Annotated in this window: 20 protein-coding genes; 9 read left to right on the top strand and 11 right to left on the bottom strand. The window is 65.3% G+C overall.

All coding sequences use genetic code 11. The annotated features are described in order from the left end of the window. Positions 1–12: 12 nt before the first annotated feature. The 5 genes from kdsA to tpiA all read right to left on the bottom strand — a co-directional run bounded on the left by kdsA (position 13) and on the right by tpiA (position 4,829). Positions 13–843 carry a 3-deoxy-8-phosphooctulonate synthase gene (gene kdsA, locus ACO054_RS06250; protein WP_421709579.1) on the bottom strand — a complete coding sequence of 277 codons (831 nt, stop codon included), beginning with the start codon at positions 841–843 and terminating at the stop codon, positions 13–15. 42 nt (positions 844–885) lie between these two features. Then, positions 886–1,632: a type I methionyl aminopeptidase gene (map, locus tag ACO054_RS06245; RefSeq protein WP_421709578.1), complete on the bottom strand. Its 747-nt coding sequence runs from the start codon at positions 1,630–1,632 to the stop codon at positions 886–888. 10 nt (positions 1,633–1,642) lie between these two features. After that, a complete protein-coding gene (locus ACO054_RS06240; protein WP_421709577.1) occupies positions 1,643–3,268 on the bottom strand; it encodes a CTP synthase in 1,626 nt (541 codons plus the stop codon). 198 nt (positions 3,269–3,466) lie between these two features. After that, positions 3,467–3,838 (bottom strand): preprotein translocase subunit SecG, encoded by a 372-nt coding sequence (gene secG / locus ACO054_RS06235; RefSeq protein ID WP_421709576.1) that lies wholly within the window; start codon positions 3,836–3,838, stop codon positions 3,467–3,469. Positions 3,839–4,043: 205 nt separating this feature from the next. Further along, positions 4,044–4,829, bottom strand: coding sequence for a triose-phosphate isomerase (gene tpiA, locus ACO054_RS06230; protein ID WP_421709575.1), 786 nt, complete (start codon positions 4,827–4,829; stop codon positions 4,044–4,046). A gap of 392 nt (positions 4,830–5,221) precedes the next feature. Between tpiA and ACO054_RS06225 the strand changes: the two genes are divergently transcribed. Further along, positions 5,222–7,105: a peptidyl-prolyl cis-trans isomerase gene (locus ACO054_RS06225; RefSeq protein WP_421709574.1), complete on the top strand. Its 1,884-nt coding sequence runs from the start codon at positions 5,222–5,224 to the stop codon at positions 7,103–7,105. A 5-nt stretch (positions 7,106–7,110) separates the two neighbouring features. Beyond that, positions 7,111–8,631 (top strand): anthranilate synthase component I, encoded by a 1,521-nt coding sequence (gene trpE, locus ACO054_RS06220; RefSeq protein WP_421709573.1) that lies wholly within the window; start codon positions 7,111–7,113, stop codon positions 8,629–8,631. On the opposite strand, the gene ACO054_RS06215 is transcribed toward trpE, so the two are convergent. The 5 genes from ACO054_RS06215 to ACO054_RS06195 all read right to left on the bottom strand — a co-directional run bounded on the left by ACO054_RS06215 (position 8,628) and on the right by ACO054_RS06195 (position 15,050). Further along, positions 8,628–9,512 carry an arginase family protein gene (locus ACO054_RS06215; RefSeq protein ID WP_421709572.1) on the bottom strand — a complete coding sequence of 295 codons (885 nt, stop codon included), beginning with the start codon at positions 9,510–9,512 and terminating at the stop codon, positions 8,628–8,630. The genes trpE and ACO054_RS06215 overlap by 4 nt on opposite strands. 105 nt (positions 9,513–9,617) lie before the next feature. Continuing rightward, positions 9,618–10,328, bottom strand: a complete 711-nt coding sequence (locus ACO054_RS06210) for an amino acid ABC transporter ATP-binding protein (protein ID WP_421710336.1) — start codon at positions 10,326–10,328, stop codon at positions 9,618–9,620. Between the two features lie 136 nt (positions 10,329–10,464). Next, entirely contained in the window at positions 10,465–12,462 is a 1,998-nt protein-coding gene (locus tag ACO054_RS06205; protein ID WP_421709571.1) for an amino acid ABC transporter permease, read from the bottom strand. Between the two features lie 3 nt (positions 12,463–12,465). After that, complete coding sequence (locus tag ACO054_RS06200) at positions 12,466–13,653, bottom strand: amino acid ABC transporter permease (protein ID WP_421709570.1); 1,188 nt, start codon at positions 13,651–13,653, stop codon at positions 12,466–12,468. A 380-nt stretch (positions 13,654–14,033) separates the two neighbouring features. Next, positions 14,034–15,050, bottom strand: a complete 1,017-nt coding sequence (locus ACO054_RS06195; RefSeq protein WP_421709569.1) for an amino acid ABC transporter substrate-binding protein — start codon at positions 15,048–15,050, stop codon at positions 14,034–14,036. Between the two features lie 456 nt (positions 15,051–15,506). On the opposite strand from ACO054_RS06195, the gene metC reads away from it, so the two are divergent. From metC to modC, 7 genes are all read left to right on the top strand, one after another. After that, the gene (gene metC, locus ACO054_RS06190) at positions 15,507–16,730 is read left to right on the top strand and encodes a cystathionine beta-lyase (RefSeq protein WP_421709568.1); all 1,224 of its coding nucleotides are present in this window, start codon (positions 15,507–15,509) and stop codon (positions 16,728–16,730) included. A 4-nt stretch (positions 16,731–16,734) separates the two neighbouring features. Beyond that, a complete protein-coding gene (locus ACO054_RS06185; RefSeq protein ID WP_421709567.1) occupies positions 16,735–17,169 on the top strand; it encodes a winged helix-turn-helix domain-containing protein in 435 nt (144 codons plus the stop codon). 126 nt (positions 17,170–17,295) lie between these two features. Further along, complete coding sequence (locus ACO054_RS06180; protein WP_421709566.1) at positions 17,296–17,778, top strand: hypothetical protein; 483 nt, start codon at positions 17,296–17,298, stop codon at positions 17,776–17,778. Further along, positions 17,775–18,275, top strand: coding sequence for a glycosyltransferase (locus ACO054_RS06175; protein ID WP_421709565.1), 501 nt, complete (start codon positions 17,775–17,777; stop codon positions 18,273–18,275). The genes ACO054_RS06180 and ACO054_RS06175 overlap by 4 nt, the downstream gene beginning before the upstream one ends. A 116-nt stretch (positions 18,276–18,391) precedes the next feature. After that, on the top strand, positions 18,392–19,213 hold the full coding sequence (gene modA, locus ACO054_RS06170) for a molybdate ABC transporter substrate-binding protein (protein ID WP_421709564.1): 822 nt from the start codon (positions 18,392–18,394) through the stop codon (positions 19,211–19,213). A gap of 17 nt (positions 19,214–19,230) precedes the next feature. Next, on the top strand, positions 19,231–19,923 hold the full coding sequence (gene modB / locus ACO054_RS06165) for a molybdate ABC transporter permease subunit (protein ID WP_421709563.1): 693 nt from the start codon (positions 19,231–19,233) through the stop codon (positions 19,921–19,923). Then, entirely contained in the window at positions 19,923–21,110 is a 1,188-nt protein-coding gene (gene modC, locus ACO054_RS06160) for a molybdenum ABC transporter ATP-binding protein (RefSeq protein WP_421709562.1), read from the top strand. Before modB ends, modC begins: the two co-directional genes overlap by 1 nt. Positions 21,111–21,194: 84 nt before the next feature. Here the strand turns inward: modC and ACO054_RS06155 are convergent, their stop codons facing one another. Beyond that, entirely contained in the window at positions 21,195–21,548 is a 354-nt protein-coding gene (locus ACO054_RS06155; protein WP_421709561.1) for a hypothetical protein, read from the bottom strand. Positions 21,549–21,637 lie beyond the last annotated feature (89 nt).

Here is a 21,637-nt window from a genome sequence, read left to right as displayed (position 1 = left end):
TAGAGCCTCGGGCTAGGCGGCTTTGGCGACCTTGTCGAAGGCGACCAGCTGGCTCAGCAGCCCTTCGAGTTCGCGCAGCGGCACCATGTTGGGACCGTCGGAGGGCGCACTGTCGGGGTCCTGATGGGTTTCCATGAAGACCGCCGCGACGCCGACCGCGACGGCGGCACGGGCCAGCACCGGCACGAACTCGCGCTGGCCGCCGGAGGTGGCGCCCTGCCCGCCCGGCTGCTGCACCGAATGGGTGGCATCGAACACCACGGGATAGCCCGTCTCCGCCATGATCGGCAGACTGCGAAAGTCGGTCACCAGCGTGTTGTAGCCGAAGGAAGCCCCGCGCTCGGTCAGCAAGATGCGGTCGTTGCCGGACAGCGCGACCTTCTCGGCGACGTTGCGCATGTCCCAGGGGGCCAGGAACTGCCCCTTCTTCACGTTCATGACCTTGCCGGTCTTCGCCGCCGCGACCAGCAGATCCGTCTGGCGGCACAGAAAAGCCGGGATCTGCAGCACGTCGACCGCTTCCGCCACCGGCGCGCACTGCTCGGGCAGGTGCACGTCGGTCAGCACCGGACAGCCGACGCTCTCGCGCACCTCGGCCAGGATCGGCAGGGCCTCCTCCAGCCCCAGGCCGCGATTGGAGCCGAGCGAGGTGCGGTTGGCCTTGTCGAAGGAGGTCTTGTAGATCAGCCCGATGTCCAAACGGTCCGTCACTTCCTTGATCGCGTAGGACATCTCCAGCGCGTGCTGGCGCGATTCCAGGGCGCAGGGGCCGGCGATCAGGGTCAGGGGCAGGTCATTGGCGATCTCCAGATCGCCGACGCGTACCGAACGGTGTGCCGTCATGGTCGGGCTTCTCCTATGGCGCCGAGGCAGCGACCGGCGGGGCTATGGGACCGTGAGAACAATCGCCCCGCCGCGCGTCACCACCAGGCTGTGTTCGTACTGTGCCGTTATGTAGTGCTTCGGCGTTGCCAAGGTCCAGCCATCTCCGGTTTCCTCGGCCCATTCGGCACCGGTCGAGAGGAAGGGCTCGATGGTGATCACCATGCCGTCGTGCAGACGGCGGCGATCCGCCGGATCGTAGTAGGAGGGAATGGCGCCGGGTTCCTCATGCAGCGCGCCGCCGACGCCATGACTCTGGAGATTGCGGACGATGGTGTAGCCCTGCTGACGCGCCACCTTCTCAACGGTCTTGCCGATGCGGTTGAGAGGTGCGCCGGCGCGAACCGCACCCACCGCACGGTCCAAGGCCTTTCGGGTGGTCTGACAGAGCCGGCGCTGCGCTGGCGTGGTGGGCGGCACCGGGAAGCTCGCGCCGGTATCGGCGAAGAAACCGTTCCGTTCGGCGGAGACGTCGATATTCACCAAGTCGCCGGCGGCGATCCGACGCTCGCCGGGAATGCCGTGAGCGATCTCGTTGTTGACGCTGATGCAGGTGGCGCCAGGAAAGCCGTAGGTGATTTCCGGCGCCGAGCGGGCGCCCCGCGCCTCAAGACCCTGCCGGCCCAGCTCGTCCAACTCGCGGGTGGTCATGCCCGGCTCCAGGGCCGCGCCCATATCGCGCAAGACCTGGGCGACGATCTGTCCGACGGCCTTAAGCTGCTCCAGGTCCTCCTGGCTCCCGATGGTCATGCTCGGCCCCCTACATCAACCGCGACTGCTCCAACGCCGCGCGGACGAAGGAGGTGAAGAGCGGGTGCGGCTCGAAAGGCCGCGATCGCAGTTCAGGATGGAACTGCACGCCCATGTACCAGGGATGCCCCGGCAGTTCGACGATCTCCGGCAGGACGCCATCCGGCGAGAGGCCTGAGAAGAGCAGCCCCGTGGTCTCCAGTTGCTGCTTGAAGTTGATGTTGACCTCGTAGCGGTGCCGATGCCGTTCGGAGATCTGCTCGGCGCCGTAGATTTCATGCACCTGGCTGCCGGGCGTCAGTTTCGCCGGATAGGCGCCCAGGCGCATGGTCCCGCCCAGATCGCCTTCGCTGCTGCGGCGCTCGACCTCGTTTCCGCGCAGCCATTCGGTCATCAGGCCGACCACCGGCTGATCCGTGGGCCCGAACTCGGTCGATCTCGCCTCCGGCAGATCCGCCAGATTGCGTGCTGCCTCGACGACGGCCATCTGCATGCCAAGGCAGATACCGAAGTAGGGCACCTTGCGCTCCCGGGCGAAGCGGGCGGCAGCGATCATGCCCTCCGTGCCACGCTCGCCGAAGCCGCCGGGTACGAGAATGCCGTGGACGTTTTCCAGTTCCGCCAGATAGCCCGGCTTCTCGAAGATCTCCGCATCCAGCCAGCGCACTCCGACCCGCACGCGATTGGCCACGCCGCCATGGGCCAGGGCCTCGGCCAGCGACTTATAGGCGTCGATCAGGCTGGTGTACTTGCCGATCACCCCGATGGTCACCTCGCCGTCGGGACCGCGGATTGCGTCGCAGACCTCGTCCCAGCGGGCAAGATCCGGCGGCGGGGTCTCCAGCCCGAAGTGGTGGCAGACCTCCTGGTCGATGCCTTCCTCGTGATAGGCGCGCGGGACGGCATAGATCGTATCGACGTCGAGGGCCTGGATTACAGCCTGTTCGCGCAGGTTGCAGAAGAGCGCGAGCTTGCGCCGCTCGTCCCGGCCCAGGGGCATTTCCGAGCGGCAGACCAAAATATCCGGCTGGATGCCGAGCGATTGCAGCTCCTTGACCGAGTGCTGGGTCGGCTTGGTCTTGAGCTCGCCGGCGGTGGAGATGTAGGGTACCAGCGTCAGATGCATGAAGAGGCTGCGCTCGCGCCCCAGCTCGTTACCCAACTGGCGGATCGCCTCGAAGAAGGGTAGCCCCTCGATGTCGCCGACCGTCCCGCCGATCTCGCAGATGATGAAGTCTTCGTCGGTGATATCGCCCCGGACGAACTCCTTGATCGCATCGGTGACGTGGGGAATGACCTGGACAGTCGCGCCCAGGTAGTCGCCCCGCCGCTCCTTCGTCAGGATCTTCGAATAGAGCTGCCCGGTGGTGACGTTGTCGCTTCGGCGCGACGCGACCCGCGTGAAGCGTTCGTAGTGCCCCAGATCCAGGTCGGTTTCGGCACCGTCCTCGGTGACGTAGACCTCCCCATGCTGGAAGGGGCTCATGGTGCCCGGATCGACGTTCAGATAGGGGTCGAGCTTGCGCAGGCGGACCTTGAAGCCGCGCGCCTGCAGAAGCGCACCGAGTGCCGCAGAAGCCAGGCCCTTGCCGAGAGAGGAGACCACGCCGCCGGTGATGAAGATGAACCGCGTCATGGACCGCCACTATCCTCGCTGACTGCGCGCACGGCAAGAGCCGAGGCCGAAATGCTGGATCGGCATGAAAATCCTGTAGATCTGAACGTACGGGAGACCGGCGCGGAAGCTACGCAGCGGTCCCGGGAGAGATAAGGGCCGACCCGGAGTCGGGACCAGACCGGAGTGCCGGCCGGACCCGAGCGGAACCTCCGACGGCTACTGAAGCGGAACGCTGGGCTCGGACGGAGAGTCGGTCTCGCCCGGCGCTGCATCCGGCAAGACCGGCGTCGGGGGCACGAAGGTCTCGCCGACCGGCTGGTCCAGGATCGACCCTCCGTCGCTGTGGCCGCCGGCCAGGATGGCCAGACCGATTGAGGTCATCATGAAACAGGCCGCCAGGATCGCCGTCGTGCGGGTCAGAAGGTTCGCGGTGCCACGGCCCGTCATGAAACCGCTCATCCCTCCGCCACCGCCACCGCCGCCCCCGCCGCCGATGCCCAGGCCACCGCCTTCGCTGCGCTGCATGAGGACGACGCCGATCAGAACGATCGCGATCAGCAGATGAATGACGAGCAGTATCTGTTCCATAGTCCCAACCTGAAACACGAAGACGGCCGCACGCACGACGACGCCGCACAAGGCGCAGCCTGGCAGCTTAGCGGCGTGGCCCTCCTAAGCAGAGCCGATTATTTGAAACCTTGGCGCTATGTAAGGGATCGGCGCGGCAATGGCTAGAGCCGATCCGCGCGCGAAAACTCGCTCGCGATGCCCTTCCAAGGTCCGTGCCCCAGTCTTACGCCGGACAGGCCGTCGCGATCGCCCAGAAATCCTCGGTCTTCAGACTGGCGCCGCCGACCAGCGCGCCGTCGACGTCGGGCAGTGCCAGCAACTCCTGCGCGTTCTCCGGCTTGACCGAACCGCCGTAGAGCAGGCGCGTGGCCTCCGCACGCGATTGGCCGAGCAGCTCCGCAAGCTGACGGCGCAGAGCGACGTGCACCTCTTGCACCTGCTCCGCCGTCGCCGTTCGACCGGTCCCGATGGCCCAGACCGGCTCGTAGGCCACCACCAGCCCCGCGTCCTCGTCCGACAAAGCCGAGGCCGGCAGCGACCCCTCGATCTGCCGTGCAATCACCGCCAAGGTCTGGCCGGCATCGCGTTCTGCCTCCGTCTCGCCGACGCAGACAATCGGCGTCAAACCGGTGGCCAAGGCCGCCTCGGTCTTCGCACGCACCGTCGCATCGTCTTCTCCATGGTTCTGGCGGCGCTCGGAGTGGCCGAGAATCACGAAGGCGCAACCCAAATCCCTCAGCATTGGGGCCGCCACATCACCGGTATGCGCCCCCGCCGGCGCTGCATGGCAGTCCTGTCCGCCGAGGGCGATGCCGCCACCAGCAATGGCATCGCGCACCAGCGAGAGCAGCGTGAAGGGCGGGCAAACCAGAAGATCGCAGGCCGGTGGCGCCGGATCGCCGTAGTCGGCCGCCTGCTGCGCCCGCTGGGCCAGCGTCTCAGCCAGCTTCAGACCGTCGGCCGTCAGACCGTTCATCTTCCAGTTCCCGGCGATCAGCTTACGCCGCATCCGTCCCTCCCCCGACACTGAGCTGCACTCCCGCCACCATGAATTCCAATCGGGAGAGCCCTTAGCACGGGCGGCCCGCCCCGGCCAACGGTCGGTAGCACAGTGCATGACGGCGCAGCGCTTAGAGCAGGATCGTCTTAGGCAGAAGCCAAACGCTTCCGCTCGCGACGATCGCACTCCAGAGCAGGATCGCCTTAGGTCGGATCGCTCTGCGATCCGACCTAAGGCGTGAATCCTACTCTAATCATAAGGTTTAGAGGGCGATTCACGTCTCAGGTGGAAGCCTAACGCTTCCACCTGAGACGATCGCACTCTAGGATGCGCGCCTTCAGGAAAGCCTGCATCAACAAGCCTGCGTCACGCGGCTCTCAATCAACCGGACCTCGGACCTCATGAACTTTCTGCGCGGCATCGTTGCCAAGATTTTCGTCTACACACTCTTCGGTCTGCTGATCGCAAGTTTCGCGATCTGGGGCGTGGGCGACATCTTCCGTGGCGGCGGTCATACCCAGACGGTCGCCACGGTCGGCCAGTACGACATCTCCGAGGCCGAGTTCCGGAGCAACCTCGCGCAGGACTACAGCCTTCTGCGTCAAAGGCTCGGCCGCCAGATCGATCCCGAGATGGCCCAGGCCATCGGCCTGCCGCAACAGGCGCTCAACCGCCTGGTGGTCCAGGCGCTCTTTATCCAGCAGGCGAATGACCTGAACCTTGCGGTCACGGAGGACACCCTGCGCGCCGAGATCGTCGGCGATCCGAACTTCCGCGACGCGCTCAATACCTTCGACCGCAACCGCTTCGAAGCCTTCCTCAGAAACCAACGCATCTCGGAGGCCCAGTTTCTCGAACGCCTCTCCGCTCAGGTGGTGCGGGACCGGGTGGTCGGGGCCATCGGCCTGGGCATCCAGGCGCCAGAGGTTCTGGCGGAGGGGCTCTATCGCTTCCAGAACCAGAGGCGCATCGCCGACTACGTCGAACTGTCCTTCGATAGCCTGGAGGACATCGCGGAGCCGGACACCGTCGAGCTGCAGAGCTTCTACGACGACACGCAGGACAACTACATGGCGCCGGAGTTCCGGACGCTGACCTTCATCGATCTGAGCCCCCAGGCGCTGATCGCGGAAATGGCCATCGGGGAGGAAGAGCTGCGAGCGGCCTACGCGGATCGCAGCGCGACCCTAGGCACGCCGGAGCGTCGAAACGTTTCGCAGATGATTTTCGACGACGAAGCCGCTGCAACCGAGGCGGTTCAGCGCCTGCAGACCGGCGCGGATTTCGCGATCCTGGCGGACGAACTGACCGGGCAGCCGCCGGTCGACTTCGGCCTGGTCCAGCAGTCGGACCTGCCCGGCGAGCTGGCGCAGGCCGCCTTCACCCTGGAGAGCGGCGCCACCAGCCGTCCGGTCGAGACCAGCTTCGGCTGGCACCTACTGTACGTCAGCGAGATCCAGGAAGGCGAAACGCCCAGCTTCGACACGGTCCGCGATCAACTGCGCGAGGAGCTTCTGTTCGGTCGGGCCATCGACGAGCTGATCTCCATCGCCAACCAGCTCGACGACGAACTGGCCGGCGGCGCGACGCTGGAAGAAGCCGCGCAGACCCTGAACGTACCCGTTCGCGATCTGGAGGCCTACAGCCGCAACGCCACCGACCGACAGGGCGACCTGATCGAGGGGCTGCCCCAATCCCAGATCTTTCGCGAAACCGCCTTCGCAACGGAAGCCGGCGATACCTCCCTGCTGCTGGAGACCGACGAGGGTGGCTACTTCATCCTGCGGGTGGACGGCGTGATTCCGCCTGCGCCGCGTCCGCTGGAGGAGATTCGCGACCAGGTGATTGCCGACTGGATCGCGGATCGACGCGACAGCCAACTGCTGGAGCGTGCCGCCAGCCTGGTAGCACGGCTGGAGGAAGGACAGACCTTGCAACGGGTGGCCGAGGCGGAAGGCCTGGAGGTGCGGACGAGTCAAGCGATGACCCGCGACGAAAGCGACCCCGCGGTCACGCCCTCCGAGCGGCTTCCCGGCCAGCTGTTCCGACTGGAGGTCGGCCAGCCGACCATCGCCAGCGCGCCCAACGGACAGATCGTCGCCGTGCTGACGGAGATCGTCGAGGCCGACCCCGCCGCATCCGAAGCGGAGGTGGCCGCGCTGCGCAGCCAGCTGCAGGGCGCGCTGGCTGGCGATGTGCTGAATCTCTACGCCACCTCTCTCGAACGCGCGTACGGGGTCACCGTAAATCAAGCGGTCATCGACCGTGTTCTTGCGGACTTCTGACGGTCATGCTCTGCACGCCCGGGGCGGAGGCCTTCCGAAGCGTCTATGACGCTGGACGGCCGCAGGTGGTGTTCACACGCCTGATCGCCGACCTGGAGACACCGGTCTCCGCCTTCCTGAAACTCACCGACAACCGCCCCTACTCCTTCCTCTTCGAATCGGTGGAAGGCGGCGCCACCATCGGCCGCTACTCCTTCATCACCATGAAGCCGGACATCATCTGGCGCTGCCGCCGAGCGGACGACGGGCAGACGGCGACGGAGATCAACCGTCAGGCCCGCAGCGACCCCACGGCCTTCGTCCCGCTGGAGGGCGCGCCGCTAGAGTCGCTGCGCAACCTGATCGAAGACAGCAGGATCGAGCTGCCGCCCGAGCTGCCGCCCATGGCCTCCAACCTGATCGGCTACATGGGCTATGACGCCGTGCGCCTGATGGAACGGCTGCCGGACGAAAATCCGGATGCCCTGGGCATTCCCGACGCGCTCTTCGTGCGCCCGACCGTGACGGCGGTGTTCGACCGGGTGGAGGACGTGGTGACGGTGATCACGCCCGTCTGGCCGCGCGCCGGCGTGGACGCGACGGCCGCCTACGACCTGGCCCGCGAACGTCTGGCGGAAGCGGTGGAAGACTTCGGGCGCTCCCTGCCCTACCGGCGCGAACGGAGCGAGACGGCGGACAGCCTGCCGGAGCCGCGCTCCAACATGGCGCCGGAAGCCTTCCGCGAGATGGTCGTGCGCGCCAAGGACTACATCGCCGCCGGCGACATCTTCCAGGTCGTCCCTTCGCAGCGCTTTCAGCTCCCCTTCAAGCTGCCGCCCTTCGCGCTCTATCGGGCGCTGCGCCGTCTCAACCCCTCCCCGTTTCTCTTCTTCATGGACCTGGGCGACTTCTGCGCCGTCGGATCTTCGCCGGAAGTACTGGTGCGGCTGCGTGGCGAGACAGTTACCCTCCGGCCGCTGGCTGGAACCCGACGGCGCGGCGCAACGCCAGAGGAAGACAGGGAACTGGCCGAAGATCTGCTGAACGACCCCAAGGAACTGGCCGAGCATCTGATGCTGCTGGATCTGGGACGCAACGATGTCGGCCGGGTGGCGCAGATCGGCACCATGGAGGTGCCCGCCAAATTCGTGATCGAGAACTACAGCCACGTCATGCACATCAGTTCGACCGTCGAGGGCAAACTGCGTCCCGGCCTCGACGCACTCGATGCGCTGATCGCCGGCTTTCCCGCCGGTACCGTGTCGGGCGCTCCGAAGGTCCGAGCCATGGAGATCATCGACGAGCTGGAACCCGAGCGGCGCGGCCTCTACGCCGGCGCGGTCGGTTACTTCGGCGCCGGCGGCGACATGGACACCTGTATCGCGCTGCGCACGGCGCTGATCAAGGACGGCACCATGTACGTCCAAGCCGGCGGCGGCGTGGTTGCCGACAGCGACCCGGAGGCCGAGCATCAGGAGTCCGTCTCCAAGGCCCGCGCCCTGATGCGCGCCGCCGAGGAGGCGCTGCGCTTCGCGCGAGCGGGTTAAGCGCTTCTCCGCGCTCGCCTCTGTTCGGCTGCGCCACTGACGGCACGACGGACATGGTCGATGGCGGCGGCCGCCGTAATCCCGGAGGGATCGACCGACGGATCGTAGGCGGTGACGGCCAGGGAGCCGAGCGGCAAGCGTGCCACCGTGGCCTCGATGACCGCACCGACCTCCGCAGGCGTCAGGCCACCCAGTGGCCGGAAGTGATTGGCCGGCGCCACCGCCGCGTCGTGTACATCCAGATCCAGATGCAGGTGCAAGCTTCCGATCCGCTTCGACAATTCCGTCAGCACCGGGCCGAGGGCTGCTTCGGCCCCGGCCTTGCGGATCGTCGCGTCATTGACGACGGAAATAGCAGAGCGGGTAAGCAACGCCTTTTCGTCCGGATCGAGATCCCGCACGCCGGCCAGGATCAAACGCGCATCGGGCAGCGGCGTAAAACCCGGAACCGACTGCGCCAGCCGAGTCCAGGCCCGGCCGGTCAACACCGCGACCCCCATGCCGTCCAGGAAACCGCTCTCCGAGCTATCCGGAGTATTGATGTCGCCGTGAGCGTCCAACCACAGCACTCCGCTGCGCTCCGCTCCAAGTCCCGCTACGGCACCGACCGTGGTGTTGCAGTTACCGGCCAGAACGACCGGCAAGGCGCGGTCTCGAAGAGCGGCCGCTACCTGCATGGACACGGCGCGCATGGCCGCAAAGCCGACGGCGATCTCACTCGGAAAGGCCTCCGTCAATTCAATACGCCGCACTTCCACGTTGCTGCCATCGGCCTCAAGCGCCGCGGCCAACCCCTCGTCGAGCAAGCGGTCCGGGCCGCAGCCCATACGTCGAAGCTTCTGCCCGGAATCGTAAGGAGAGACGATCAGCCGAACCCGCATGCTTCCTCCGCACAGCTCCGCCTCTGGCCGGGCTGGATGCTTGCGCCGTTTCGCTTACGAAGCAAGCCGGTTGTAGCCCGGCCCTAGCTTCCAACAGATCAGAAACTAGTGACTCAGAATCTGGCTGAGGAAGAGTTTGGTGCGGTCGGACTGCGGATTGTTGAAGAACTCTTCCGGCTCGTTCTGCTCGATGATCTCGCCGCCGTCCATGAAGATGACGCGGTTGGCGACCTTTCGGGCAAACCCCATCTCGTGGGTCACGCAAATCATGGTCATGCCGGACTCGGCCAGGCCGATCATGACGTCGAGCACCTCTGAAATCATTTCCGGGTCGAGTGCCGAAGTCGGCTCATCGAACAGCATGATCGCGGGATTCATGCAGAGCGATCGGGCGATGGCGACGCGCTGCTGCTGTCCGCCGGAAAGCTGCCCGGGATACTTCTGCGCCTGCTCCGGGATCTTCACCCGAGTCAGGTACTGCATCGCAATCTCCTCGGCCTCTCGCTTCGGCAAGCGCCGCACCCACATCGGCGCCAGCGTGCAGTTCTCCAACACAGTCAGATGGGGGAAGAGATTGAAGTGCTGGAAGACCATGCCGACCTCGCGCCGCACCTCGGCGATATTCTTGACGTCGCTGGTCAGCTCGACGCGGTTGACCACAATGTCGCCGCGCTGATGTTCCTCCAGACGGTTGATGCAGCGGATCAGGGTCGATTTGCCCGATCCCGAAGGGCCGCAGACCACGATGCGTTCGCCTTTGTGGACCGTCAGATTGATGTCCTTCAGCACGTGGAACTCGCCGAACCACTTGTGCATCCCGACGATCTCGATCGCGATCTCGTCGCCGACCTGCAGCCTGGAACGGTCTACGGTCTGGCCTTGAGGCGTCATCGACCGGCCGGCGCCCGAGATCTCTGCATCGCTCATTGAACTCTACTCCAGCATTATGCGGCTAGCGTCGCCTGTGGCCCGTTTCGAGCTTGCCCTCGAGGTAGATCGAGTAACGCGACATGCCGAAACAGAAGATGAAAAAGACGATACCGACGAAGGCGTAAGTCTCCTCAAAGAAGCCGATCCAGGCGGCGTCGGTGTTGGTCGAACGGGCCACCTGCAGCAGATCGAGAATCCCGATGATGCCCAGCAGGGTCGTGTCCTTGAACAGGCCGATGAAGGTGTTGACGATCCCGGGGATAACGATCTTCAGGGCCTGCGGCAAGACGATCAGCCGCATCGACTTGGCATAGGTCAGCCCGATGGCATCGGCGGCCTCGTACTGCCCCTTGGGGATCGCCTGCAGACCGCCGCGCACGACCTCCGCCATGTAGGCCGACGCGAAGAGTGCAACGCCGATCAAGGCCCGCAGGAACTTGTCGAAGTTGACGCCCTCAGGAAGGAAAAGCGGCAGCATCACCGAGCTCATGAAGAGAATGGTGATCAGCGGAACGCCGCGCACCAGCTCGATGAAGGACACGCAGAGCATGCGGACGATCGGCATCTTGGAACGCCGTCCGAGCGCCAGCACCACCCCGATCGGCAAGGAAGCAGTGATGCCGACGATTCCCGACACCAGGGTCGCCAGCAGACCGCCCCACTTGTCCGTGGACTCGATGACCAGGATGACGCCTTCGAAGATGGCCTGCCCGGCGAGAAAAAAGAGAAAGGCCGCAGCAAGGCTACAGGTCGCGGCGAGCGGCGCCCAGACCCGCCACTCCACTTCGCTGGTTCGGCCGGCCGCATGCTTCAGGACCTTGGTCAGACCGAACCCGAAGATCCCGATGCAGGCAAGCCACCAGAGCGGGGCCAGTCCGAACCCAAAGAGGAAAAGCCTGCCGCTCGTGAACTGGCTGATCAGACCTTCCGTCACCAGGATCCGATCGCCCTGACGCAGGTCGTCACGCTCTGCGACCATCTCCGCCGTTGCCCGCACCTGACTGGTGACGGATTCGAAGTCCACCATCGGACGGTCGCCGCTGAAGCCGAAGAGTACCAGCATCGCCAGGACCGGCGCCACATAGGCGAAGGGCAGCAGACGCGATCGGCCGGAGATGTCGCGCATCCAGACCACCGCGCCCGCCGCGATCAAGATGATCACGGCAAGGACCAACCGCATGGGCGAGGCCGCCAGATTGACACCCGTCAGCAGATAGTAGGCGAAGAAGGGATAGGCCGCAGCGAAGTAGAGCAACGGCTTGCGGTACGGCAGGCCGGTGAAGAGCAGGGGCGCCACAGCGATCACCAGCCCGATCCCGGCCAACAGAGGGCGCCAGTTCTCCGAGCGGTCGTAGAAGCCGGTCATGAACAGCACCCAGCGCTGCTTGATCACGACCCAGCAAGCGCCGTCGTAGGCGCCGCCCCAGTCGATCAGCGGCTGCAACTGCGTGAACAGGGGCTCCGCGGCCGCCACGCTGCCGGCGGAGACGGCCGCCTGCAGCTCCGGCAGCAGCTCGGCCGGGCGCACCTCCGCCATCACCGGATCGAGCGAGGCCGGGATCAACTCCGGCGGCATGCCCTCGTAGCGCTGGAGGAAGATGGCCAGCGATCCGGCGATATTGTCGAATGCGCTATCGGCGAGACGCTTGCTTACCGTGGCCGCCGCCGCAGCCTCCTCGCTCAGGCCGGGTGCCTCCGGATCCAGGGCGAAGTCATTGGCGTCGAAGGCGGCGATGTTGGACCCGATCAGTCCGGCCGTCCGCCCCAGGTCGCAGAGTCGCCGATCCTCGCCGCTGACCACAGCATCGACCGCCACCCAGTTCACGATGGGGACGACCACGGAATAGATCGCAAAAGCAGCGATCACCGTAGCGATGGCATTGATCGGCCCCGAAAAGAGGTTCTGGCGCAGCCAGCCGATCAGGCCGACCGTGCCCGCCGGCGGCGGCAGATCGGGATGCTGACCCGGCTCGTAGACCTGACCGCTGTCTCGGGGGACTTGGCTTTCCGACATCACCATGGATCAGCGCTCCACCAGGGCGATACGGCGGTTGTAGATGTTCATGAAGAACGAGATCAGCAGGGAGATGGTCAGGTAAACCGCCATCGTAATGGCAATGCACTCCACCGCCTGCCCCGTCTGGTTCAGCGTAATGCCGCTGAGGGTGGCGACCAGCTCCGGATAGCCGATGGCGACCCCGAGCGAAGAGTTCTTGGTCAGGTTCAGGTACTGACTGGTCAGCGGCGGCACCACCACCCGCAGCGCCTGCGGAATGATGATCAGGCGCATGGTCCAACTCGGCTTGATCCCCAAAGCGTAGGCTGCCTCGGTCTGACCGTGACTGATTGCGAGAATGCCGGCGCGAACGATTTCCGCGATGAAGGCGGCGGTATAGGTGGAGAGCGCGAGCAGCAGGGCCACGAACTCCGGCGAGACGGTGAACCCGCCGACGAAACGGAAGCGGCCGAGCTCAGGTATCTCGAAGTCCAGCGGCATCCCGGCGGCGAAGTAGGCCAGGATCGGCAAACCTATGACGAGAGCCGTGCCAGCCCAGAAGACCGGGAAGATTTGGCCTGACGTCTCCTGTCGCTTCTTAGCCCAGCGCTTCAGCGTCACGGTCGCGATCACTGCAGCCAGCATGGCGATGGGGATGGCTATGAAGCCCGGTTCGAAAATCGGGGCCGGCGCCTGCATGCCGCGATTGTTGATGAAGGCCCCGAAGCCGAGGTCGATCGACTCCCGGACCGTCGGCAGCGCCAGCATCACCGCGTACCAGAAATAGATCTGCAGCAGCAGCGGAACGTTCCGCACGATCTCGATATACCAATAGACCGCTTTGCTCAGCAGCCAGTTCGGCGTCAAACGCAGCACACCGAGGATAAACCCCAGAACGGTGGCGATTACGATACCGACCGCGGCGACCAGCAGCGTGTTCAGCAGCCCGACGATGAAAGCACGGCCGTGAGTATTGGTCGGACCGTACTCGATCAGCGTATTTTCGAGTTCGTAGCCGGCCTGGCTCCAGAGAAACCCGAAGCCGGTGGCAATACCCCGGTTCTCGAGGTTGGCCGCCGTGTTCTGAATGATGAAAGCCAGGAACGTACCGGTCACACCCAGGGTCAGCGCCTGGAACAGAACCGCACGAAAGCGCTGATCGGTCCAAAGCGAACTCAGCGACTTCTGATCTTCACCAGCCGTCTCGACAGCCATCCTTGCACCCCCCACAGCCCCGGCCTCGAACCTGGACAGTTCCGCCTGCGAAGCTGCGACCTATGCCGAAATAAAGGCGGATCGAACCGGACGGATGCACGGTCTATTGCCGCACTGCCGTCGTCCACCTTCCCGACGTTCCAAGCTGAATCCCGGACGAGGCTCCATTATGCTCCGGCCGTTCCCAGACCGACCGGCAGATCCTTCGTCCAACACGTCCATCAGCGCCGCTCCGCTTCGGCGACGAGGACAGACCTTCGGCAATCACCTGCTCCCTGGCCACCTGCTCCGGGCGCAGACGTCCCCAGCAACATCCGCGGACGTAGCCGGCAACGAAAGACAATCGGCCCGCAACCTGTTGCGGTTGCGGGCCGAGAGGATCACCGGAACGGCGGCGAGTAGAGAATACCCCCGTCCGTCCAAAGGGCGTTCAGACCACGCTCGAGACCGAGCGGGGTGTCGACGCCGATGTTGCGCTCGTAGACCTCGGCGTAGTTGCCGACCATGGTCACGACGTTGTAGGCGAAATCGTTGGGCAGGCCGAGCATCGCGCCCAGCTCACCCTCGTTGCCAAGCAAACGCCGGATTTCCGGATTGTCGGATTCCGTCATCTCGCTGGCGTTCTCGGAGGTGACGCCCAGCTCTTCCGCCGTGATCATGGCGTTCAGCACCCAACGGGCGATGTCGCCCCACTGGTTGTCGCCGTGGCGAACCAGCGGACCCAGAGGCTCCTTGGAGATGATCTCCGGCAGGATCTTGTGCGCGGAGGGATCGCTGACGGCAGACCGCTGCGCGGCCAAGCCCGACGAGTCCGTCGTGTAGACGTCGCAGCGCCCCGCTTCGTAGGCCTCGCGAGCCTGACTGTCGGTATCGACGGTCACCGGCTCGAAGCTCATTCCGTTGGTCCGGAAGTAATCCGCCAGGTTGAGCTCAGTCGTAGTGCCGGTCTGAATGCAGACGCTGGCGCCGTCGAGGTCGAGCGCGGAATCCACGCCGAGATCGGTGCGGACCATGAAGCCCTGGCCGTCGTAGTAGTTGATGCCGACAAACTCGAACCCGAGGTTCACGTCACGGCTGAACGTCCAGGTCGTGTTGCGGGCCAGCAGGTCGATCTCGCCAGACTGCAGCGCGGTGAAACGCTCCTTAGCCGTGGTCGGGGTGTAGTTGACCATGCTCGGATCGCCGAACACCGCCGCGGCCATGGCGCGGCAGAAGTCGACGTCGAAGCCCTGCCACTCGCCCACGTCGTTCGGGGCGGCGAAACCGGCCAGGCCGGTGGTGACACCGCATTGAATGGAACCGCGCTCCTTCACGGCATCCAACGTCTGCGCCGAAGCGGCGCCGATCGTCATCAAGCCGACCGCCGTGGCGGTCGTCATAAGCTTCATCAGTGTCATCGTTAGAGGACCTTCCCTGTTCGTCCTGTTTGCTTGGTTCATTGGTTGGGCGGTCGACGTTCGGCCGATATTGCACCGCACAACAGGCAAATATCCTTTCGCGCCGACCGCGTGCAGTCAAGATGAAACATTCGACCACACAAGGCAATTGCCGCGACTTTATCCAATGCATCCAGGCCGGCCTTCTCCCCTTAGAAGACGCTGGCCTTTTTACGTCCTGTGCGATTGCTTTGGCGCGGCGGCTAGGATGACATCAGACTCACGGTATAAGATCATTACAGGTCCGTCCTGACCGGGCGTCGGGCTACACACGAAGTTGATCGTTCTAGGGTAGAGATCGTTCGGAAAACGGCCGGTCTCGCCGATCCGGGAGGCGGTTTGCAGGCAGCCGGTCAGAGCAGCGGGGAGACGCGCGGAAGGCCGCGAGACATTCTCCATCAGGAAGAACGGAAATAGATGGCCGAGCAGAAGGGAAACAGCGGGCAACCGGCAGCACAGGCGACCCGCCTTTCGCACCAGGGACGCGATGTGCGAACCCGTGGCGGCAGACCGGTCAATCCGCCGGTGTCGCGTGCCTCGACAATTCTCTTCGACGACCTCGCGAGTCTGCGCGCCGGCGCGACCGGCCACAGTCAGCCGGACTTCGTTCAATACGGCCGGTTCGGGACGGAGACGCATGTCGCGCTGCGCCAAGCCTGGTCCGATCTGGAGGGCGCCGAGGACACGCTGTTGGTTCCTTGCGGACTAGCCGCCAACACGCTGGCGTTGCTCGCCTTCGTCGAAAGCGGCGATCACGTCCTGATGACCGACAACGTCTACGCACCGGCACGCGGGGTCTGCGACGGCCTGCTGCGTCCTCTGGGGGTCGAGACAACCTACTTCGATCCCGGGCTCGGCACCGCCGTGGAGGATCTGCTACGCCCGAACACGCGCCTGATCTATTTGGAGACACCAGGCTCCCACTCGTTCGAACTCTGCGACGTACCGGCCTACGTGGAGGTCGCAAGGCGGCGTGGCCTGAAGACGGCGCTCGACAACACCTGGGCAACGCCTCTTTTCTACAGACCGCTGGAACAGGGCGTCGACGTCTCGATCCAAGCCGGCACGAAGTACCTGGGCGGACACTCGGACGTTATGCTGGGGTTGGTGTCGGCCGACGGCGAGACTGTGCAGCAGTTGCGGAGCAAGTCCGATCTTCTGGGCTACAGCGTTTCGGCCGACGACGCCTATCTGGCCCTGCGCGGTTTTCGGACCCTGGAAGTGCGCCTGCGCCGTCACGAGGCCAGTGCCCTGCGGGTGGCGCGGTGGCTGACGCAGAGGCCCGAGGTCGAGCGTGTGCTGCATCCGGCCCTGCCCGATCACCCGCAACACGCGCTCTTCAACCGCGACTTCGACGGCGCCTCTGGCCTGTTCGGTTTGGTGCTGCAACCGGGCTTTCCCCCGCGAGCGGTCGAAGCCATGCTCGACAGCCTGAGATACTTCGGCCTCGGCTACTCCTGGGGCGGCTATGAGAGCCTGATCGTCCCCAGCCCCGTCGAAAAGATGCGGACGGCCACCGGTTGGGACGCCGTGGATCGTACCCTGCGCGTGCACATCGGATTAGAGCATCCCGGCGATCTGATCGACGATCTTGAGAACGGCTTCGAGCGTTTGAACGCCGTCGCCGAAGCGGCCGAGTAGGCCCATGGACGACGGGGAAAACGAGGACAATCTGGTTTCGGTCGGCAGGGGGTCGAGCGATAACGCGAGCGACGGGCCGCGCTTGCGCGTTCTGCTCGGCCAAGCCATCGCCATCGGCCCCGGCAAGGCGGACCTGCTCGCCGCCATAGACAAGGAGGGTTCGATCACCCGCGCGGCCAAGGCGATGGGCATGTCCTACCGCCGGGCCTGGCTGCTGGTGGAGACGATGAACGGCTGCTTCACCGCGCCCCTGGTCGAGGCCGCGCGGGGCGGCAGCGGCGGGGGCGGCAGCGGCTTGACCGACCTTGGGCGGGAAGTGCTGACCCGCTACCGCGCGCTCGAGGAAAAAGCGGCGGCGGCCATTGCCGACGACCTGGAGGCCTTCGCGCCCTTGATGGCGGAGCCGCAGCGCGACGACAACGACACCTCGAACCATTAGTGCAGGATCGTGCTCTAAACCTGCTCTAAGGTATTGTCTGTCACAGTCTATAGATCTGCCTGTAGATCTGTCGCTGCCGCAAATCCTGTCGCGGCAGGATGCACGTCCAAAAAGGATCCGAAACTCATGAACGCACAGCGCCGCGTGCTGGTCGTCGCCTCAGGTGGCGGACACTGGGTGCAGCTCTGCCGCTTGCGGCCGGCCTGGGACGGGTGCCAGGTGACCTACGTCACGACCGAACCCGGCTACGAAGCGGAGGTTTTTGCGGACGCCGCCGCGCGCGGACAGCCCGCACCGAAGTTTCAAGTGATCCTCGATGCGAACCGCTGGCAGAAGCTCCGGCTCCTGCGGTCCCTTCTGCAGCTCCTTGTCATCGTGTTTCGCAGCCGCCCCCACATCGTCATCTCGACGGGCGCGGCACCAGGCTACTTCGCCTTGCGGCTGGGGCGTCTGTTCGGTGCCCGAACGGCCTGGGTCGACAGCATCGCCAATGCCGAGGAGCTGTCCCTTTCGGGCCGCAAGGTCGGCCCTCACGCCCACCTCTGGCTGACCCAATGGGAAGACCTGGCCAAGCCGGGCGGTCCCCACTACCGAGGGGCCGTGCTTTGATCTTTCTGACTCTGGGAACGCAGGAACCCTTCGACCGTCTGGTCAGGGCCGTCGACGACTGGTGCGCGGCAACGGGCCGGGGCACCGACCTTTTCGGACAAATCACCGAGCGCGCCGGCTACAGACCGAAGCACTTCGAATGGGTCGCGAGTCTGCCACCGGCTCTCCACCGGCAGCGCTGCAGCGAAGCGGAGTTCATCGTCTCCCACGCTGGCATGGGCTCGATCATCACGGCGATGAGCTATGGAAAGCCGATCGTCATCCTGCCGCGACGCGCCGACCTGAAGGAACATCGCAACGACCACCAGCAGGCCACAGCCCGCCGCCTCGGCGGACGCCCGGGGCTTCTGGTGGCCCAAACGGAAAGCGACCTTCCCCCGCTTCTCGACCGCCTTGTCGCGGGCGAGGCCGCAAACGACGCCTCTGCCCTGTCTCCCTTTGCGGACCAGGGTCTGATCGACGCCCTGACAGCCTTCATTCACGGCGGACACCGCTAACCCACTGCCGATTCGGGTAAGCGTTCCGCCTTGAACCCGCGCTATATATCGTTGACTATAACGGGCGTCGTATCGTACCGAATATATCCACGATATTCGCCGAGAAGGTACGGATCATGCCCAGAGCGCTGCTGCTGCTCATCAGCCTCGCTCTCACCCTGCAGATGGGGTCGCTTCAGGCCGGCGAACGCCTGACGCTCTTCGCCGCCGCCAGTACGACCGACGCCATGACCGAGGCGCTGGAGCAGTTCAAGGCTCGGACCGGGATTCCCGGCACCGTTTCCTTTGCCTCTTCCTCGACCTTGGCCAGGCAGATCGAGGCCGGCGCTCCAGCGGATCTCTTCGTTTCCGCCAACGTGAAGTGGATGGACCACCTGGAGAAGCAGGAGGCAATCCGGCCGGAGACCCGGATCGACCTGCTCGGCAACAGTCTGGTTGTGGTCAGCTCGGTCGACAGCGACTTCCTCTGCGCGCCCAAGGACTGCGACCTGGCCGACGCCCTGGGAACCGCGCGGCTTGCGGTCGGCGATCCGGACCACGTTCCGGTCGGCCTCTATGCCAAGGAGGCCCTGCAGAGTTTGGGGCAGTGGGAGGCCCTGGAACGGAGACTGGCCCGCACCTCGGACGCGCGGGGCGCGCTGACACTGGTCGCGCGCGGCGAAACTCCGGCTGGCATCGTCTACCGGACCGACGCGGCCTTGCTTCCGGAGCTTCGCGTGGTCTCGGCCCTGCCCACCCAGAGCCACGGCCCCATCCTCTATCCGGCCGCCATGACCGCCCAGAGCGACCATCCGGCGGCTGCAGAGTTCCTGCGCTACCTGGCCAGCCCTCAGGCGCGCGCCATCTTCCTGCGCCACGGCTTCACGGTCATCGCACCGCCGCAGGCGAAGCCGCGGCAAATGCCCCAGCCGCCGCCACAGCCGACGCCGGCCGGCTAGACCTCGGGTTCCCGTCCATGTTCGACCTCTCGGCGAACGAAATCGCCGCCATAGAGCTTTCGCTCCGCGTCGGGCTCTGGAGCGTCGCCGGCGGACTGCTGCCGGCTCTGGCTGCTGCCTGGTTGCTCGCGCGCTGCGACTTCCCAGGCAAGCTCCTGTTCGACGGTCTCATTCACCTACCGCTCGTCGTACCGCCCGTCGTGATCGGCTATCTCCTGCTCGTGCTGCTGGGGCGCAACGGTCCACTCGGCCAACTGCTCGACGCTTGGTTCGGCCTCACGGTCGCCTTCACCTGGCAAGGGGCCGCTGTCGCCTCGGCCGTCATGGCCTTTCCGCTGATGGTACGGGCGATGCGGCTGTCGCTCGAAACGGTCGACCGCAAGCTGGAGGCTGCTGCCCGCACCCTGGGCGCGCCGCCTTGGCAGGTCTTCGCCACCGTCACCCTGCCCTTGATGGCACCGGGCCTGTTGGCCGCTCTCCTGCTCGGCTTCGCACGCTCGCTTGGTGAGTTCGGCGCAACGATCACCTTCGTGTCCAACATTCCCGGCGAGACCCGAACGCTTCCGCTGGCGCTCTACACCTTCACCCAGACACCGGGCGGCGAGGCCGGTGCCCTTCGCTTGGCCATGGTCTCGGTCCTGCTGGCCCTGCTGGCGCTTGCCGGATCCGAGTTGCTGGCGCGCAGGCTGCGCAGGCAGGTTGCCGGCTGATGCTGGAGATCTCCCTCGACAAGCGCCTCGGCGCTTTGCGGCTCCAAGCCGAACTGACCCATCCGGCCGAGGGAGTTCTGGCCCTCTTCGGTCGCTCCGGCTCCGGCAAGACCTCGCTGATCAACATGCTGGCAGGCCTCTTGCGCCCCGATCGAGGCCGGATCGTTCTACGAGGCGAAACTCTGTTCGACAGCGCGAAAGGCATCGACCTGCCGGCCCATCGCCGCCGGATCGGCTACGTCTTTCAGGAAAGCCGGCTCTTCCCGCACCTGACCGTGCAGGACAATCTGCTTTACGGCTGGCGCCGCGCGCCCGCGCAGGAACGACGGACCGGCCTGGCGGAGGTGGTCGAGCTGCTGGGGCTTAACTCTCTGCTCACCCGGCGCCCGGGCTTGCTGTCCGGCGGCGAAAAACAAAGGGTGGCGCTGGGCCGCGCTCTGCTGGCAAATCCCCGCCTGCTTTTGATGGACGAACCTCTGGCCAGCCTGGACCAGACACGCAAGCTGGAGATCCTCCCCTTCATCGAACGCCTGCGGGACGACCTGAAGCTGCCGGTCGTTTACGTAAGCCATGCGATGGAGGAGATCGTGCGTCTGGCCGACACGCTGGTGCTGCTTTCCGAGGGGCAGATCGTCGCCAGCGGACCCTTGGAGGAGCTGACCAGCCGGCTGGACCTGCGTCCGCTGACCGGACGCTACGAGGCCGGCTCGGTGATCGTCGCCACTCTGGCCCACCACGATCTCGACGACGATCTCAGCGAACTCGACTTTGCCGGTGGGCGCCTGGTGGTTCCACGCCTGGACGTCGCGGAAGGCAGCGAGCTGAGGCTGCGCATCAGGGCGCGCGACATCGCCCTGGCCAGCGAGCGCCCCCGGGGGCTTTCGATCCAGAACGTCTTCCCCGCCCGCGTGATGGACCTGGGAGACGAAGACGCCGCACAAATCGACGTACGCCTGGACGTGGGCGGTGCCGCACTCTGGGCCCGCATCACAAGCCGCGCCAAACGGCAACTGGGCCTAAGGCCAGGATCCGCGGTCTATGCCCTAGTCAAGTCGGCCGCAATCGACCGCCATGCTCTGGGGCGACCGACCGCCAGAAGCCGCTTCCTGCCACTCGCCGATGAGGAGAGCGGAGAGCGCAACGACCCACCGACCGCAAGGCAGTCGGGCAAGGATCCGACAGGTTAGAACACGGTCTTGCTCGATGAAGGCTGCGCGGCCTCGCTGAAGCGCGTGAACCGCACCCTCAGCTTGCTCTGATGCAGCTTCGCTCTAATGCAGCTTCAGGGACTGATAGCGCTGATGGCAGAGGCGCCAGCTGCGCTCGCCGGCCTCTGCGTCATAGGCTGCGGCCGTCATCTTGTCTTCGATGATGTCGATGGCGGTCTCGCACTGGTCTGCGGCACGCAGGGCACGCCACCCCTCGTCCTCCTGCACCTCCTCGATCGATTCCTTCATCGCTTCGAGCGAGTCCAGCACCCGGTCGACATCCGCGAAGTCCGGCGTCTCGACCTCCGGCAGGTTGTCGGCCGCCTGCGCGATCCGCCCATCGACGGACACCAGGGCGAGGACGATGGCGGCCGTACCCGCAAGGGCCGTTGCACCACCGAAGATCGTGCCGCTCAAGCCCCTTGCCTGACGACGACAGCGTAGCAACCACTCTCCCATTCGTTCACCCTCTAAGTGATTATTTTTATATAAATGCAACCGAACAA

The organism is Algihabitans sp. (genome assembly GCF_965226985.1).
Taxonomy (GTDB): Bacteria; Pseudomonadota; Alphaproteobacteria; order Kiloniellales; family DSM-21159; genus Algihabitans.
The sequence above is the reverse complement of the archived record's forward strand: the minus strand, read 5'-3'. Positions and strand labels throughout refer to the sequence as shown.

Excerpts from the sequence above, each read along its gene's own strand:
- kdsA (WP_421709579.1), bottom strand. The coding sequence starts at position 843 with ATGACGGCACACCGTTCGGTACGCGTCGGCGATCTGGAGATCGCCAAT.
- map (WP_421709578.1), bottom strand. The coding sequence starts at position 1,632 with ATGACCATCGGGAGCCAGGAGGACCTGGAGCAGCTTAAGGCCGTCGGA.
- ACO054_RS06240 (WP_421709577.1), bottom strand. The coding sequence starts at position 3,268 with ATGACGCGGTTCATCTTCATCACCGGCGGCGTGGTCTCCTCTCTCGGC.
- secG (WP_421709576.1), bottom strand. The coding sequence starts at position 3,838 with ATGGAACAGATACTGCTCGTCATTCATCTGCTGATCGCGATCGTTCTG.
- tpiA (WP_421709575.1), bottom strand. The coding sequence starts at position 4,829 with ATGCGGCGTAAGCTGATCGCCGGGAACTGGAAGATGAACGGTCTGACG.
- ACO054_RS06225 (WP_421709574.1), top strand. The coding sequence starts at position 5,222 with ATGAACTTTCTGCGCGGCATCGTTGCCAAGATTTTCGTCTACACACTC.
- trpE (WP_421709573.1), top strand. The coding sequence starts at position 7,111 with ATGCTCTGCACGCCCGGGGCGGAGGCCTTCCGAAGCGTCTATGACGCT.
- ACO054_RS06215 (WP_421709572.1), bottom strand. The coding sequence starts at position 9,512 with ATGCGGGTTCGGCTGATCGTCTCTCCTTACGATTCCGGGCAGAAGCTT.
- ACO054_RS06210 (WP_421710336.1), bottom strand. The coding sequence starts at position 10,328 with ATGCACAAGTGGTTCGGCGAGTTCCACGTGCTGAAGGACATCAATCTG.
- ACO054_RS06205 (WP_421709571.1), bottom strand. The coding sequence starts at position 12,462 with ATGGTGATGTCGGAAAGCCAAGTCCCCCGAGACAGCGGTCAGGTCTAC.
- ACO054_RS06200 (WP_421709570.1), bottom strand. The coding sequence starts at position 13,653 with ATGGCTGTCGAGACGGCTGGTGAAGATCAGAAGTCGCTGAGTTCGCTT.
- ACO054_RS06195 (WP_421709569.1), bottom strand. The coding sequence starts at position 15,050 with ATGACACTGATGAAGCTTATGACGACCGCCACGGCGGTCGGCTTGATG.
- metC (WP_421709568.1), top strand. The coding sequence starts at position 15,507 with ATGGCCGAGCAGAAGGGAAACAGCGGGCAACCGGCAGCACAGGCGACC.
- ACO054_RS06185 (WP_421709567.1), top strand. The coding sequence starts at position 16,735 with ATGGACGACGGGGAAAACGAGGACAATCTGGTTTCGGTCGGCAGGGGG.
- ACO054_RS06180 (WP_421709566.1), top strand. The coding sequence starts at position 17,296 with ATGAACGCACAGCGCCGCGTGCTGGTCGTCGCCTCAGGTGGCGGACAC.
- modA (WP_421709564.1), top strand. The coding sequence starts at position 18,392 with ATGCCCAGAGCGCTGCTGCTGCTCATCAGCCTCGCTCTCACCCTGCAG.
- modB (WP_421709563.1), top strand. The coding sequence starts at position 19,231 with ATGTTCGACCTCTCGGCGAACGAAATCGCCGCCATAGAGCTTTCGCTC.
- modC (WP_421709562.1), top strand. The coding sequence starts at position 19,923 with ATGCTGGAGATCTCCCTCGACAAGCGCCTCGGCGCTTTGCGGCTCCAA.